We start from the raw sequence: 13,965 nt of genomic DNA, 5'->3' as shown, positions 1-13,965 counted from the left end.
GAAATTGCGCGCACGCTGCACCTGGAGGTCGACGACCTGTTCCCGATCGCCGAAGTGCTGCAGTACCTCGGCTTCGCCGACGTGCGGGAAGGCGACGTGTTCCTGACGCCGCCGGGGCGCGTGTTCGCGGAATTCGGCACGCAGGAGCGCAAGCTGATGTTCGCGGATCACCTGCTGAAGCACGTGCCGCTCGCGGCGCGGATCAAGAAGGTGCTGAACGAGCGCCCGGGCCATCGCGCACCGCGCGTGCGCTTCGAGCAGGAGCTGGAGGATTTCCTGTCGGACGGCGCGGCCGAGGAAACGCTCGACGCGGTGATCGACTGGGGCCGTTACGGCGAGATCTTCTCGTACAACGACCAGACCGAAATCTTCAGTCTCGAGGACGTCGAGTCCTGATCCGCCGGGCCGTCCGGCCCGGCATCCGCATGCGCCGCGCCTGTCGGGCGCCGTGCATCGCATCGTTACTGCAGGTTGCCCCAGCGGTCGACCGCCGGTTCGGCCGACGCCCACTTCCAGTGCGTGCCTTGCTGGCACGCATTCGCGAAGTACCAGGGGGCCTTGTCGCCGTCCTTCACCGAGAAAGCGAATTCCTTGCACAGCGCAAGCGCCGTCGAGTACGCGCGCGTGACGCGCACTTCGCCTTCGCCGTTTTCCAGCGGCAGCGTGTTTTTCACTTTCCATGGTTTCACTTCGCCCACGGCCAGGCTGCCGGCCGCGTTCGCGATCGCATCCTGCTGATTCTGATGAAGCTGCTTCATCGTGCGGTTGACGGCCTCGTCGGTCGCCGCCTGCACGGCGATCCCGACACCGACGCCGACGGCCGGGTTCGCGGTGACGAGGCCCGTCGCCGCGCCGGCGAGCGCACCGCTTGCCGCGCCGACCGAGCCGCAGCCCGACAGCGCGGCGCTGGCCGCGCACAGTGCGCCGATCGCCGCGATACGGATCACGACGCTCATTGCAGCGCGCCCCAGCGTTCGGTCGCCGGTTCCGCCGCCGCCCATTTCCACACCGGACCGTCGCGGCAGATCGTGGCGACGTAGAACGCCGATTGCGCGGCCTTGTCGGCCTTCGCGGGCGTGTCGACCGCGAACACGATTTCCTTGCAGTCGAGCGGGCCGATGCTGATCATCCGGCTGACCGTCACGCGGCCCTGTTCGTCGTCCTCGATCGGGAACGAATGGTGCGTCGTCCACGGTGCGACGCCGCCGACGTCGAGCGGGCCGGCCGCTTTCGCGATCTGTTCCTGCGTGTAACGGTGCGCGACGCGCTGCGAGTACTGGACGCCCGCACGTGCGCCGGCGACGGCGCCCAGGCCGATGCCCGTTGCGACGGCGGCGTTGTTCGTGACCTTGGAAGCGATCGCGGCGCCCGCGATACCGGCGCCGGCAGTCGCGCCTTCGCTGTACAGCGAGTTGCAGCCGGACAGCAGTGCGGCCGTGGCGATCGCGGCCAGCACGATGCGCGCCGGCATGGCCCGGCGCGCCGATTCGAAACGCATGTTCATCCCTGAGTGCAAGTCCTGTCTGGGTGAGCGGCGACGCATGCGCGCCCCCTTGCCGCGTCATTGTTTCGCAATTGTCATGGGAAAACTGCAAAGCTTTGACAAATCGCCGGGCGGCGGTCGCGCGCGCACGCGCGGCGCTATTGTCGGACAGATGGTTGAGCAGGGGTCGAATCGTTACAAATTGAAGGGTATTGTTACCGTGGCGTGCGAGGAACCGACCTAGACTGTTTTGTTATGGAATGTTTCTACGACGGCTCCGAGCCGCGCTGCATATGAGACACCCAGCCATGCGCCGTTCGAAACGCTTTTCTCCCCGGCCGCCCGATGCGGGTGCCGAGCGCCCGCGTCCGCGGACCGACGCGCCGGCCACACCGCCTGCCGGCGCGCCCGACGAGACGCCGCACGACGGCGATCACAATCAGGGCGGCGCACGCCCGGAAGGACTCGACTATCAACGCGACCTCGGCCAGGAGCAGGACGCTTGAGCCCGTCACCGTTGCATTGCGCTGCCGCATTTCATTGCGCTCCTTGTTGCATCGCTCACATCTGAATCGCCGCGCGACTGCCTTCGGGCCGTCGCGTCCGCCTTGGCGCGCGCCGCGTGTCATCGCGTCATCCAATCGAATCGAGGAGGAGAAGCCGCATGAGCAGATTGATCGTGGTATCGAACCGTGTCGCCGCCGGCGAGGACACGCGCCCGAGCGCAGGCGGTCTCGCGGTCGGCGTGATGGACGCGCTGAAGGAAACCGGCGGCGTCTGGTTCGGCTGGAACGGCGAGATCGTCGGTACGCCCGACGCCGCACCCGCGATCCAGCGGGACGGCAACGTCACGTACGCGACGCTCGGGCTGACCCGGCGCGATTACGATCAGTACTACCGTGGTTTCTCGAACGCAACGCTGTGGCCGGTGTTCCACTACCGCGGTGATCTCGCGCACTTCGACCGGCAGGAGTACGCGGGCTATCTGCGCGTGAACGCGATGCTCGCGAAGCAGCTCGCCGCGCTGCTGCGGCCCGACGACCTGATCTGGGTGCACGACTATCACCTGCTGCCGTTCGCGCACTGCCTGCGCGAACTCGGCGTGAAGAACCCGATCGGCTTCTTCCTGCACATTCCGTTTCCGTCGCCCGACATGCTGCGCGTCGTGCCGCCGCACGAGGAGCTCGTGAAGTTCATGTGCGCGTACGACATCGCGGGCTTCCAGACCGATGCCGACAAGCAGGCGTTCACCGACTACGTCGAGCGGCGCGGCATCGGCGCGGCGAGCGACGACGGGATGCTGCATGCGCACGGCCGCGTCGTGAAGGTCGCCGCCTATCCGATCGGCGTGCATCCGGATGCGATCGCCGACGCGGCCGTCCAGTACGGCTCGCGCAAGCCGGTGAAGACGCTGCGCGACGCGCTTGGCGGCCGCAAGCTCGTGATGAGCGTCGACCGGCTCGACTATTCGAAGGGGCTCGTCGAACGCTTCCAGTCGTTCGAGCGGATGCTCGCCAACGCGCCGGGCTGGCAGGGGCGCGTGTCGCTCGTGCAGATCGCGCCGCCGACGCGCGCCGACGTGCAGACCTACCAGCGCATTCGCGAGACGCTCGAAGGCGAGGCCGGTCGCATCAACGGCCGTTTTTCGCAACTCGACTGGACGCCGATCCAGTACCTGAACCGCAAGTACGAGCGCAATCTGCTGATGGCGTTCTTCCGGATGTCGCAGGTCGGCTACGTGACGCCGCTGCGCGACGGGATGAATCTGGTGGCGAAGGAATACGTCGCGTCGCAGGACCCGGCCGATCCGGGCGTGCTCGTGCTGTCGGAGTTCGCGGGGGCGGCGGCCGAGCTGACCGGCGCGCTGCTCGTCAATCCGTACGACCTGTCGCAGATGGCCGAGGCGCTCGAGCGCGCGCTGTCGATGCCGCTCGCGGAGCGGCAGGCGCGTCACGAAGAGAACCTCGCGCGGCTGCGCGAGAACAACCTGTCGGTCTGGCGCGACACGTTCGTCGCCGACCTGCGCAGCGTCGCGGCGGCCGCGTCGGTCACGCAGCGCGCGGGCCGGCGGGCCGCGCATGTCTGAGCGCGTGGAGGAGGGCGTCGCGGTGGACGAAGCGGCCGCGCGCTTCTTCGTGGTCACGGGCGGCCCCGGCTCCGGCAAGAGCACGTTGCTCGATGCACTCGAGCGTACCGGCTTCGCGCGCTCGCACGAGGCCGGGCGCGGCGTGATCCGCGACCAGATGGCGATCGACGGCCCGGCGCTGCCGTGGCGCGACCGGGCCGCGTTCGCCGAGCAGATGCTGAACTGGGAGATGCGTTCGTACCGTCTCGCGCGATGCGCGCGCGGGCCCGTGTTCTTCGATCGCGGCGTGCCGGACGTGATCGGCTACCTGCGGCTCACGGGCCTCGCGGTGCCCGCGCATGCGGAGGCCGCGGCGCGGCGCTTTCGCTATCACCGGCGCGTGTTCATCGCGCCGCCGTGGCCCGAGATCTACACGCAGGACACCGAGCGCCGGCAGGATTTCGCGGAGGCGGTGCGCACCTACGACGCGATGGTCGAATGCTATACGGCGTACGGCTATCGGCTGATCGAGCTGCCGCGCGTGAGCGTGAAGGCGCGCGTGCGCTTCGTGATGGACGCGCTCGACGCCGCATGACGCGCGGACGCGGCGCGCGGTGTCAGCTCGCCGCGTCGGGCCGCGGCGACGCGATTCGCAGCATGCTGACCACCGCGGCGACCGCCGCGAACACCGTGGCGACATAGAGCGCGATCGTCGGCCCGCGGTCGGGCGCCAGCCCGAAAATCAGTGCGACGAGCGCGGCACCGAGCGTCTGGCCCGTCAGGCGCGCCGTGCTCAGCATCCCGCCCGCGCCGCCGCTGCGCTCGCGCGGTGCCGACGACAGCATCGCGCGGTTGTTCGGCGACTGGAACAGCCCGAAGCCCGCGCCGCACAGCGCCATCCGCCACACGATGTCGACGGTGCCCGGGTGCGCGCCGATCGTCGCGAGCGACAGCAGTCCGGCCGCGAACAGCGCGAGCCCGATTCCGCCGAGGATGCCGGCCGAGTAGCGATCCGACAGCACGCCGGCGAGCGGCGCGGCGAATACGATCACGAGCGGCCACGGCGTCATGTAGAGGCCGGTTTCGACCTGCGAGAAGCCGAGCGAATGCTGCAGCCAGAACGGCAGCGCGACGAACGCGAGCATCTGCGACGTGAACGACGCGACCGACGTGCAGATTGACAGCGCGAACATCGGGATGCGCATCAGGTCGACCGGCAGCAGCGGCGCCGGCTGCGACAGCTGGCGCTTCACGAAGAAGTAGCCGACACCGAACGCGACGGCCAGCTCGGCCGCGACGTACGCGTGGTTTTCGCCATGACCGAGCCCGTCGACGGCCATGATCAGCAGGCCGAACACGCAGGCGTTCATCAGCGCACTCAGGAAGTCGTACGGTGCGTCGTGCAGCGGGTTGGCCGGCAGCGCACGGAGGCTGCCGAACACCGCGGCGATGCCGATCGGCACGTTGACCGCGAACAGCCACGGCCACGACGCGAACGACAGGATCGCCGACGCGACCGTCGGGCCGATCGCCGACGACAGCGCGACCACCATCGCGTTGATCGACAGCCCGCGCCCGAGCATCGACGACGGGTAGATCATCCGTACGAGCGCCGCGTTGACGCTCATGATGCCGGCCGCACCGAACCCCTGGATCACGCGCATCACGGCGAGCGTCGGCAGCGAGCCGGCGAGCGCGCAGCCGAGCGATGCCGCGGTGAACAGCGCGAGTCCCGCGATGTAGATGCGGCGATAGCCGACGCGTTCGCCGAGCGACGCGAGCGGCAGCAGCGTGATCGTGACCGCGAGCTGGTACGCGTTGACGATCCAGATCGACGCGGCATCGGACGCGTGCAGGTCGCGCGCGATCGTCGGCAGCGCGACGTTCGCGATGGCGCCGTCGAGCACGGCGAGCGTGATGCCCAGTGCGACGCAGACGATCGCCCAGTAGCGTTGCGGAAGCGGCAGGCCGGTATCGGCGTTCATGACGGGAGCGAAAGCGTGGTTGTCCGCGCACCCGGGCAGCGGTTGCGTGCGCAACCATGCTTGCGGGTGGAGGTGGTGGTGAACGGCCCGGCCGGCCTGGCGGGGCCGAAGCGGGACCGGTCGAGTGTATCACCGGGCCGCATCGCGCGACGCCGGCGCCGCCGGCCGGCGCGTGCCTTCAGCCTTCGAAGTCGAGGCCGCCGAGCCGCACGAGCGGGTCGGCCTGCGTGCGCGACGCGAGATCGATGTCGCGCGCGCCTTGCCATGCGCTCAGCTTCCTCGGCAGCGCGCTCAGGTAGTGCTCGAACCGCGCGGGCCCGTCGGGTGCCATCAGCCGTTCGATTTCGTCGGTGTCCCAGGTCAGCTCGAGGTTCAGCGGATGCACGAAGCCGCTCACGTGCTCGTGCGGTGCGCTGCGGATCTGCACGCGTGTCGGTTGCCCATGCCCGGCGTACGGGACGACGTCGGTCAGCACGTGATCGGCGAAGAAGGCGGCGATCGCCTGCGCAATGCGCGGCGCGAATTCGGTATCGAAACGGCGGGCGGTTTCGGGCTGCATGACGGCGTCTCCTGTGTGCCGAAAATCGTAGCACGGCGGTGCCGCGTTTCGGCGTGCGTGATACCCGTAATGGCGCGTTACCACTTGCTGCATCTATTACGGTCGCGGGCCGCCACAATGCATCGCATTCAGTACCGCTTCGCGTGGGAGTCCATCATGAAAAAGATTGCCGCAGTATGTGTCCTTGCCGGTTCGCTTGCCGTGGCAGGCCCGGCGTCCGCGCATGGCCGCGACGGGGGCGCCGTCATCGGCGCGCTGATCGGCGGCGCGGTGCTCGGCGCGATCGTGACGTCCGCGCTGAATCCGCCCGTCGCGTACCAGGCGCCCGTGTATCAGGCACCGGCCTATCAGCCGCCGACGTACTACCAGGCGCCGGCCTACCAGCAGCCGGCTTATCCGACCTACCAGCAGGCGCAGTACCAGGACGACGGCCCGAGCTATTGCTACGACCGCTATCAGCGCGCCTACGTGTGCGGTGCGCCCGTGTCGGGCGGCTATGCGCAGCCGGCCGGCTGGTAAGCGGGCGGGTGACGGGGTTCGGCGCCGCGTCGTCGGTGCCGGTCGAATCGCCGGTGCGCAGGACGGCAAAAGGAAAGGCCCTCACCTGATTTGCGAGGGCCTTTGTCATTCCGCGGGCGTCGGTTTTTGCACGCCAGGCGGCAGCACGCGAGGCCGTGTGCGGATACAAACGGTTGCAATTGGATCCGTTGGATCAGTGGCGATGGCCGCCACCGTCGCCGTCGTTCCAGTCTCCGCGGCGTCCGCCGCCGCGTCCCCAGCCGCCATGGTTGCCGCGATCGCCGCGATCGCGATCCCAGCCGCGGTAGTCGCGGTGTCCGCGATCCCAGTCGCGCCCACCGCCGCCGCCCCAGATGTTGACCGTGCCGTAGACGGGGGACGCCCCGTAGGCCGGCCCGTACGCGTAGCCGGGATCGGCATAGTAGGGCTGTCCGTAGCCGTATCCGGCGTCCGGAGCGACGACGCACCCGGCCAGCAGCGTGGCGACGCCGGCGGCAGCAATGAGCTTCAGCATGATGTTCTCCCTTGGTTCCCCTATAAGTACCGCGCGCGGGGATTGCCGGCTGTTTGCAATTGTGTCGCAAAATTACGGCTCCGTAAGGTCTTGCGGCGAAAGTGTTAGCATCCGGGGCCTAGTTTGTTTATCAGGAGCACATCGATGAAATTCGCGATCCGGGCCGTCCTGGCCGCCCTTTGCGTGACGACCGCCGCCGCCTGCGCGGCCGGGCCCGCATCGGCGCCCGCCGTGCCGGCCGAGTCGATCAAGATGTTTCCGCCGCCGGCGGCCGGGCAGCAGCGCGCGGTGATCGCGCTGCCCGCGCTCGAGAATGAAGGCGACGCGCGCGTCGAGCTGATGATCGGCAAGACGTTGCAGACCGACTGCAACCAGCAATGGTTCGGCGGCGAGCTGACCGCCGAGGACGTGAAGGGCTGGGGCTATACGTACTATCGGCTGACCGATGTGAAGGGGCCGGCGTCGACGCTGATGGCTTGCCCGGGCCAGGCGCCGCAGCAGCGCTTCGTGCAGGTGCGCGGTGACGGCCAGCTGCTGCGCTACAACAGCCGCCTGCCGCTCGTCGTGTACGTGCCGGATGGTTTCGACGTGCGTTATCGCGTGTGGCATGCGTCGAAGGACGTGCAGCACGCCGTCACGCAGTAACCCATCGAGCGGCGCGGTCATGCGGGGGGCGCTTGCCGCCGCAAGGTCGCGCGGCCGCGCGGTTGGCGGGTTGCTTTCCGGGGCCCGCCGTTATTCGCCGCTCGCGGGCGCGACCACTTCCAGATCGCGACGGCTCGCACTGTCGTGCGCCTGAATCGACATCCCCTGTTGCACCGTCACGTGGTAGCGCGCGATCGCGTCGAGATTCTCGTGCGCGGAGAGCTCGTCGGTCGCAACGCCGTCGCCGAGCCGCGCGCATCGCGCGGCAACCGTCTGCTCGCGCATCGCGATCAACGTTTGCGGGGCCGCGTCCGATCGCTCGGCCCGGTGCAGCGCCGACAGCACGATCAGGCAGCCGCCTGAGCGGGGGATTTCTTGTGAATCTTGGGGGAGGTTTGGGGCTTGGCTGGTCCCCCGACAGAATTCATATCGCTTTGCTGCGTGTGCCGTTCGGGTAACGTTGTCCAGAAGATACCAACAAAAATACCAACAGGCGTATCGGCGTAGGCTTGATCAGTCGATGGTCGGTGCAGTGCGGGACGTCGCTGTGCCGCCGGAAGCAGAAATACTTGGAGATTTGGAGATAGACGGTTGTATCGGCGTGTAAGCCTTGTCTGGTAAGGCCGTGGTTATCTCCAAGTCTCTCTCCAAAGTACACATTTTCTTGGAGATAACGTTGGAGATAGGCAGCAGTCAGACGGTGGCTATTCGGCCTGTCTGCGAACTGCCCTTCCGTCTGGAGCGTTCCGCGCAAAGAATGCCCCCCGCCGCCGCTTAACCGGCGCGTTGCCAATTTGTGGTCACCGTTGGCTCCTATCTTGGACACTATGGGGCGCTGTAGAATAGAAACGACGCAAGGTACCGACCGAGCGTCAAGAACAAGACGATACGGGGAATGCAATGACCGATCTGTGGGATACACCTGCGGCCCATGAATGGCTCGACGCCGCGGTTCGACGCTACTCCAATGGCATATTCGGAAAGGTCTCACCAGCGGTGATTTGGTCCGACGTGCGCGGAGAAGACGGCCAGCTCGTAGTGCCTGTCGATCCACTGACCCTTGTCGACCGAATTAACAGCACTCCGTACGCGCTACTTCATAACCACGATCCCGGTCGACCAAAAGGGCAGATTCTCGAAAGCGCAAAATTCGAAACAGATGATGGACGCGAATTTGTCGTTGCCGTACTGGGATACTATGCGGGCGGCGATGTATTGGACTTCCGCAGAGTAGGCGTCAATACAGAGGAGGTTGTGCCTCCTCCGCTGCGGCTTCCGGTATTGCCGGATAGCGCGTGGATCGACTTTGCCACGGACCCGAGGGAAGTGGATGAAGACTGGTTGATGCATGCCACAAGCAATGCGCCACTCCGCGTCGCACGTGTGCAGCTTTCGCACAATGCTGCGGAGTCCATTCATGAGCTGATTAGGATTGGTGTTCCATACGTCTTGCTCGTCTGGAACCCTTTCGTAACCGCGATTGCGACTGAGGTTGGCAAGGGAGTATACGCAGCGTTTCAGGCATGGCTTCGAAAGTTGCTAGATCGGCTCGCGGAACGCCGTAATCCAATACTCTCAATCCAATCACACTACGATGATTGTGACGTGTCGTTCTTACTTCGGGGTAAGGGCGTAGGTCATCATTACACCGCGCACGATGCAATGTCAGGTGCGGCCGCTCAAGCTGCACGGTTGGTCGCGCAGCTCAAGGCGCGTGGTACGGCGGCTCGTCAACTCGTATATGAGTTTGATAAGGAGGCGGGCAAGTGGTATCCCTCGTACGCCGTTCTGACTGACGATCGGATCATCACGGACAACGTTGAACTTATTGCGATCGAGAATTTACCGAATAATCTGAGCATCGGCATGAATCGGTGGCAGTCGACTACTCCGATAATCTCGGAGGCGCCGGATGATGGTGGTTAAGGTGTTGACTTTCAGGGTGCTTTGGAGTTGGTGGCGTATTGAAAATTGATCTTCTCGTGGTTTGGTGTTTGTTTATATGGTATAGGGGGCGGTGGGGAAAATGACTGAGCAGCAGATTCATCCGCATAAAATAACAAGGCCAATGCAATTGCTTGCTGCGTGGTTGGTTGGTCTTGTTCTCACCAATACGACGTTTCTTGGGGTCGCGGCAAATTTCGGAAAAGGGGCTTGGGAGAGTGGTGCGCTCGTAATCGCTGCAATTCTTAATGTTCCAATTTTTCTCGTTGCTCTATTTGTTTTGCAAACGAAATTCCGGGCCGAATTGCAAGAGGACTCATTTTATTCCGAGTATCTGAGTAAAAAGACGGCGTCGGTTGTCAGGATCGGAAAGGGGCAGACTTCGGACGGGAAACTGGACGAAATTGAGGTGCAACTAGCTCGTTTGTCGGCTGCGACGCAGCCACAAGGATCGCACGGCGAAAATAAAGACGAACCGGATTGGACAAGATGGCGTGTTGGGCTGAATTCGACTCATCCTCGGTTTAAGGAAATACGTGAGGCATTGCGCAGTTCCTCGATCCCGCTCGCGGAGTTGTTTGGATATGGAGAGGCGCCCGAGAAATGGATTGTTTCACTTAGTCACGCGTTGCCTGTGGCGCATAAGGCTAGAATTTTGAGGGCCGTTCTTCCATTCGGATTTGATGGCATCAATTTTTGGAATCCGGAGCGAGACGCCGATGAAACCGAGGATGTATATATCGGAAGCTACGGAGTTTCGGATTATGCGGTGGTGACGCCGATGTTGTCAGAATTGGTCGAGCAGAACGTAGAAGATGTGGATTTAAAGTACTATTACTCTAACAATAGAGTCGACAAATTTGACGACGTAGAGTGAGTGATTTGTTAAGAGGGGAATTGATGGTGATTTTAGGGGGCTACCTCATCGGAAATTAGAGAGCCTAGATTGGTGCTGCGCAACGTGCTTCGGTTAACCGCACTGTCACGCAAGGCGCGACTGAGAATCGCATCGAATGACTAGGTGTAGCTCTCCCGTTGCGAAAAGTCACTTCGAATCGCGTATCCGCATAATTGTTTGACGACTTGTGCGGTATTGCTTCGCAAGGCTCGCCACACTTGTGCCTTCGATCAATCGTTGACGAACCTCATCTTGCTGTAGCTTGGATAGAGCCGACGGTCGGCCCATGGATTTACCCTCGGCCCTAGCACGCGCGATACCGGATTGTGTTCGTTCGATTAACAAGTCACGTTCAAATTCGGCCACGGCATTCAGCACCTGCATCGTCATTCGACCGGCAGCACTTGTAAGGTCGACGCCACCGAGCGCGAGACAGTGAATCCGAATGTCGCGATCCGCCAGCATCTCAACGGTCGCTCGGACGTCCATCGCGTTTCGGCCAAGTCGGTCCAGCTTGGTTACGATCAATACATCGCCTTCTTCCATTTTCATGAGCAATTCGGCGAATCCCGGTCGCAGGTTTGCACTAATGCTGCCGGAAACGTTTTCCGTAACGACTCGGCGTTTGTCGACTGAGAAGCCCGCTGTTTCTATTTCCCGGAGTTGATTTGCCGCCGTTTGGTCGGCCGTGCTGACGCGAGCATATGCGAAGGTACGAGACATACAGTAGCGTAGGGTGTCCAAAAACGATGTCCGAATATTACCATATGTCCGTAAGTGCTATGTCCTTATTTTCGGACATGGCTATGCACCCATGTCCGAAAGGGTTCGGTTTCGGACATGTACGATGGATTAGAGATCAATAGCTGTTCCGTCGGATGCCGGAGGAGGGGGGAAGGTGCCCAAGTTGAATGGCGACAATCCACCCCAAACAGCCGTTTGGCCCAGGAAGAACCACCGGCCGCTTGGCCATCGGACTGCGGCCGCTGGATCGGTGGGGCGTTATCATCTATGCCCCTCTTCAAAACCGAACTACAGTCCACCGGGTGAATCTCGATCCGGTTGTAAGCTACTTTCCAATTACTGGCCGAGCCAATCACCATTGAAATCTGCTGAACAGAACCAGTTACTCTCGCATAAGGCGAGATACATCGTCCGCTTCCAGCCATTGAGCAGAAGATCATCGTTCTCCGCAATGACGCGCAGATGCGCTTCGAATTGCGTCGATGAGAATACAGACAAACTCGATTTGCGTTGTTGAATCAACGGGGCGAGCTCGCCAGCGACCTGATTAGAAAACCGATCACTCAGCCCGCAATCCACAAAGTGCTGCGCTGCCCGCTGCCGGTCAACAGCCGACCAGTGAGCAGGAGGGCTCGCGAAAAACGTTACTACAACGGGATCGCAACGAACAACTTCTGCACGCACCCAGCGTTCTAGGAAGAAACAATCATTATCCAAATAAGGGTGGATAGGCTGCAAGTGAAGCGATGTTGGGAAGCCAGCCCCAGCATCGGTATTGCAATCTCGACAGGCCGGAATAAGGTTGCTCGGATGAACTGAGAGCGCTGGGAACCTGGCCTTCGGTAAATAGTGGTCAAGTGTTCGAGCGGTACCGATTTCCGCGCAGTAAGGACATCGCCCCTGTGCTGCAACCAGAAGCTTGTCATAAATGTCACGCGGGCGGCCGCTAGATTTTACGACACCTTCGTCATACAAATCCATCAGTTCCCCTTTCGACAGGTCTCCAGCGATCAGGTCTTCTCGGTGGCCATGCCTCGCTCTCGGAAGGTGACACCACGTCTGGGTGACTGACAGAGCTCTAAAATTATTTGCAGCAGTCTGAATATGAGGTCGATTTTTGGTGAATGTCTTCTCCGCAACTTCGTCCATTTCGTCGGTGCACGCATCAAATAGTTCTAGGTCGCCGAAAGTAGGGGTGGGCAGTCTCTTCATTTACTAGCCGAATCCGAATCGCGGTTAATAGTCATTGCGCGCAGGATTCCCCGCGCCTCAAATCCGAGGCTCCCTTGAAATTGAGACAGAATTTCCTCGTATGTCCCACCGGAGGCAACGGCCTCGCGTAATAGAGTATGAAACCCCGATTTCTCTACCTCAAGTCGAAAGACCTCTCTGGTAAGAGTTCCAACATTTTCGCCAAATGTTTCTATCTCTGGTCTGAACTTTTCAGATGATACCCTTTCCCTGTAGAGTTTCCATACGCAAGATTTTGGAATCTCCTGGAGGACGACGGGCGAGTGCGTTGCAATAATTGCAACCCCATTTTGTTTGTGTAAGAGCTGACTTAGGCTTCTGACCAGAGCTGATAGAAGTGGTGGATGGAGGTGGCTCTCAGGCTCATCAATCAGCACGAGAGTTTTCTCCTCTACCTTTGCAACCAGTTGTGTTACCGTAAGAATGGTGATCGCATGCCCGGAGCTCATTCTCGCGATAATGCGCCTGGCTGGCTCGGGGTCATTGCCCAAGTCATATTGGAGCAGGTCAAGAAGCTTCATTTCAGCGAAATTGCTATCGCTTTCTAGAATGGAAATCGCATCGCACCAGCGTTGTTTTCGCGGCGATTCGCTCAGACAGAACTTCAGTGCCTCAATAAACTCCTCATGGAGTTCCGTGCGTGACTTTAGGATTGCCCCATCGTCACCGGAATAGTCAGTTAATCCAATATAGCTGTAGGGAGTTCCATCTGCCGGGTTTTCGTCGGATGCTGGAAGATCGAATGGGTCAAAAGCGCTGAAGGCTACTGAGACAAGATTGGCAAAAAAACCCTTTCCTAAATTTATCCTTGAGGAAAAGAAATTGTTCTTTGCGTAAAATTCCGCGCCGTCATTTGAGTGGCCGGAAATGGCTTTTACCATATTTTTCAAAAGGGTTGTTTTGCCAACGCCATTTCTGCCAATGATTGCATGGATGTTGGTGCTTGGCAGTGATCCGGCTTCAACTTTGAATTCGAGATCAAATCCGGCAAAGGTTGTGGATTCCGGAAGTAAAAAGTGAAAATGAGAGTCGGTTGCGGGCACATCACCATTTAATACTCTTGCGAACTGAGTTTTAATTGCGTTGATGCTTACGCCGCGAAGATGGGATATTTTAAAAACATCCTCGTCTTTGGCAATCTCAAGTATTGTGGGATTCTTTACAACGTCTCTCAATTTTTCCAAAAATGTATCCCGCCACTGAGGCGAGAAATCTTTCCACAGCTTCCTGTAGAATTCGACGTCCGTGGCAACGGAGAAGTAGTTGGGGGGGAGTTCAGAGGGTGGTCTCAAGAATCAAGTGCAACGTTTAGCCAATCCGGCGGCAGCCAATTCCATCGCCATAGCCTCTTCAGGGGT

The 13,965-nt window shown here is 61.6% G+C and carries 16 protein-coding genes and 1 pseudogene; 8 read left to right on the top strand and 9 right to left on the bottom strand.

What is annotated here, in order from left to right:
• Positions 1-396, top strand: a 396-nt coding sequence (locus DIE06_RS36655; protein ID WP_185733570.1) for an AAA-associated domain-containing protein, incomplete at its 5' end; no start/stop codon positions are given.
• 65 nt (positions 397-461) lie between these two features.
• On the opposite strand, the gene DIE06_RS36650 is transcribed toward DIE06_RS36655, so the two are convergent.
• Positions 462-956 (bottom strand): hypothetical protein, encoded by a 495-nt coding sequence (locus DIE06_RS36650; RefSeq protein ID WP_124665590.1) that lies wholly within the window; start codon positions 954-956, stop codon positions 462-464.
• Positions 953-1,504, bottom strand: a complete 552-nt coding sequence (locus DIE06_RS36645; RefSeq protein WP_124665589.1) for a hypothetical protein — start codon at positions 1,502-1,504, stop codon at positions 953-955. Before DIE06_RS36645 ends, DIE06_RS36650 begins: the two co-directional genes overlap by 4 nt.
• 287 nt (positions 1,505-1,791) lie before the next feature.
• Between DIE06_RS36645 and DIE06_RS36640 the strand changes: the two genes are divergently transcribed.
• From DIE06_RS36640 to DIE06_RS36630, 3 genes are all read left to right on the top strand, one after another.
• On the top strand, positions 1,792-1,989 hold the full coding sequence (locus tag DIE06_RS36640) for a hypothetical protein (protein WP_124665588.1): 198 nt from the start codon (positions 1,792-1,794) through the stop codon (positions 1,987-1,989).
• Between the two features lie 158 nt (positions 1,990-2,147).
• A complete protein-coding gene (gene otsA, locus DIE06_RS36635) occupies positions 2,148-3,569 on the top strand; it encodes an alpha,alpha-trehalose-phosphate synthase (UDP-forming) (RefSeq protein WP_124665587.1) in 1,422 nt (473 codons plus the stop codon).
• Positions 3,562-4,143, top strand: a complete 582-nt coding sequence (locus DIE06_RS36630; protein WP_124665586.1) for an AAA family ATPase — start codon at positions 3,562-3,564, stop codon at positions 4,141-4,143. The genes otsA and DIE06_RS36630 overlap by 8 nt, the downstream gene beginning before the upstream one ends.
• A gap of 22 nt (positions 4,144-4,165) precedes the next feature.
• On the opposite strand, the gene DIE06_RS36625 is transcribed toward DIE06_RS36630, so the two are convergent.
• Positions 4,166-5,533: an MFS transporter gene (locus tag DIE06_RS36625; protein WP_124665585.1), complete on the bottom strand. Its 1,368-nt coding sequence runs from the start codon at positions 5,531-5,533 to the stop codon at positions 4,166-4,168.
• Between the two features lie 178 nt (positions 5,534-5,711).
• Positions 5,712-6,092, bottom strand: coding sequence for a DUF5594 family protein (locus DIE06_RS36620; protein ID WP_124665584.1), 381 nt, complete (start codon positions 6,090-6,092; stop codon positions 5,712-5,714).
• 156 nt (positions 6,093-6,248) lie between these two features.
• Here DIE06_RS36620 and DIE06_RS36615 point away from each other — a divergent pair, with 156 nt between their 5' ends.
• A complete protein-coding gene (locus tag DIE06_RS36615) occupies positions 6,249-6,611 on the top strand; it encodes a hypothetical protein (protein ID WP_124665583.1) in 363 nt (120 codons plus the stop codon).
• Between the two features lie 193 nt (positions 6,612-6,804).
• Here DIE06_RS36615 and DIE06_RS36610 read toward each other — a convergent pair whose 3' ends face one another.
• Complete coding sequence (locus DIE06_RS36610) at positions 6,805-7,125, bottom strand: hypothetical protein (protein WP_124665582.1); 321 nt, start codon at positions 7,123-7,125, stop codon at positions 6,805-6,807.
• Positions 7,126-7,269: 144 nt separating this feature from the next.
• On the opposite strand from DIE06_RS36610, the gene eco reads away from it, so the two are divergent.
• Positions 7,270-7,770, top strand: a complete 501-nt coding sequence (eco, locus tag DIE06_RS36605) for a serine protease inhibitor ecotin (RefSeq protein WP_124665581.1) — start codon at positions 7,270-7,272, stop codon at positions 7,768-7,770.
• 90 nt (positions 7,771-7,860) lie between these two features.
• Here eco and DIE06_RS36600 read toward each other — a convergent pair.
• Positions 7,861-8,136 (bottom strand): annotated as a pseudogene (locus DIE06_RS36600) (TetR/AcrR family transcriptional regulator); the annotation flags it as partial.
• 534 nt (positions 8,137-8,670) lie between these two features.
• Here DIE06_RS36600 and DIE06_RS36595 point away from each other — a divergent pair.
• The gene (locus DIE06_RS36595) at positions 8,671-9,696 is read left to right on the top strand and encodes a hypothetical protein (RefSeq protein ID WP_124665580.1); all 1,026 of its coding nucleotides are present in this window, start codon (positions 8,671-8,673) and stop codon (positions 9,694-9,696) included.
• Between the two features lie 100 nt (positions 9,697-9,796).
• A complete protein-coding gene (locus tag DIE06_RS36590; protein ID WP_124665579.1) occupies positions 9,797-10,591 on the top strand; it encodes a hypothetical protein in 795 nt (264 codons plus the stop codon).
• Positions 10,592-10,759: 168 nt separating this feature from the next.
• Here DIE06_RS36590 and DIE06_RS36585 read toward each other — a convergent pair whose 3' ends face one another.
• The 3 genes from DIE06_RS36585 to DIE06_RS36575 form a co-directional block, all read right to left on the bottom strand.
• The gene (locus DIE06_RS36585) at positions 10,760-11,335 is read right to left on the bottom strand and encodes a recombinase family protein (protein ID WP_124665578.1); all 576 of its coding nucleotides are present in this window, start codon (positions 11,333-11,335) and stop codon (positions 10,760-10,762) included.
• A gap of 357 nt (positions 11,336-11,692) precedes the next feature.
• Complete coding sequence (locus DIE06_RS36580) at positions 11,693-12,568, bottom strand: HNH endonuclease (protein WP_124665577.1); 876 nt, start codon at positions 12,566-12,568, stop codon at positions 11,693-11,695.
• Positions 12,565-13,899: an AAA family ATPase gene (locus DIE06_RS36575; RefSeq protein WP_124665576.1), complete on the bottom strand. Its 1,335-nt coding sequence runs from the start codon at positions 13,897-13,899 to the stop codon at positions 12,565-12,567. Before DIE06_RS36575 ends, DIE06_RS36580 begins: the two co-directional genes overlap by 4 nt.
• Between the last annotated feature and the right edge of the window lie 66 nt (positions 13,900-13,965).

The sequence above is a fragment of the Burkholderia sp. Bp8998 genome (genome assembly GCF_003854235.1).
In the GTDB taxonomy this organism is placed as follows: Bacteria; Pseudomonadota; Gammaproteobacteria; order Burkholderiales; family Burkholderiaceae; genus Burkholderia.
This window is presented reverse-complemented; position numbering and strand designations above follow the sequence as displayed.

Coding starts and splice junctions, on each gene's coding strand:
- DIE06_RS36630 (WP_124665586.1), top strand. CDS start 3,562: ATGTCTGAGCGCGTGGAGGAGGGCGTCGCGGTGGACGAAGCGGCCGCG.
- DIE06_RS36650 (WP_124665590.1), bottom strand. CDS start 956: ATGAGCGTCGTGATCCGTATCGCGGCGATCGGCGCACTGTGCGCGGCC.
- DIE06_RS36610 (WP_124665582.1), bottom strand. CDS start 7,125: ATGCTGAAGCTCATTGCTGCCGCCGGCGTCGCCACGCTGCTGGCCGGG.
- DIE06_RS36590 (WP_124665579.1), top strand. CDS start 9,797: ATGACTGAGCAGCAGATTCATCCGCATAAAATAACAAGGCCAATGCAA.
- otsA (WP_124665587.1), top strand. CDS start 2,148: ATGAGCAGATTGATCGTGGTATCGAACCGTGTCGCCGCCGGCGAGGAC.
- DIE06_RS36640 (WP_124665588.1), top strand. CDS start 1,792: ATGCGCCGTTCGAAACGCTTTTCTCCCCGGCCGCCCGATGCGGGTGCC.
- DIE06_RS36595 (WP_124665580.1), top strand. CDS start 8,671: ATGACCGATCTGTGGGATACACCTGCGGCCCATGAATGGCTCGACGCC.
- eco (WP_124665581.1), top strand. CDS start 7,270: ATGAAATTCGCGATCCGGGCCGTCCTGGCCGCCCTTTGCGTGACGACC.
- DIE06_RS36615 (WP_124665583.1), top strand. CDS start 6,249: ATGAAAAAGATTGCCGCAGTATGTGTCCTTGCCGGTTCGCTTGCCGTG.
- DIE06_RS36585 (WP_124665578.1), bottom strand. CDS start 11,335: ATGTCTCGTACCTTCGCATATGCTCGCGTCAGCACGGCCGACCAAACG.
- DIE06_RS36625 (WP_124665585.1), bottom strand. CDS start 5,533: ATGAACGCCGATACCGGCCTGCCGCTTCCGCAACGCTACTGGGCGATC.
- DIE06_RS36620 (WP_124665584.1), bottom strand. CDS start 6,092: ATGCAGCCCGAAACCGCCCGCCGTTTCGATACCGAATTCGCGCCGCGC.
- DIE06_RS36645 (WP_124665589.1), bottom strand. CDS start 1,504: ATGAACATGCGTTTCGAATCGGCGCGCCGGGCCATGCCGGCGCGCATC.
- DIE06_RS36580 (WP_124665577.1), bottom strand. CDS start 12,568: ATGAAGAGACTGCCCACCCCTACTTTCGGCGACCTAGAACTATTTGAT.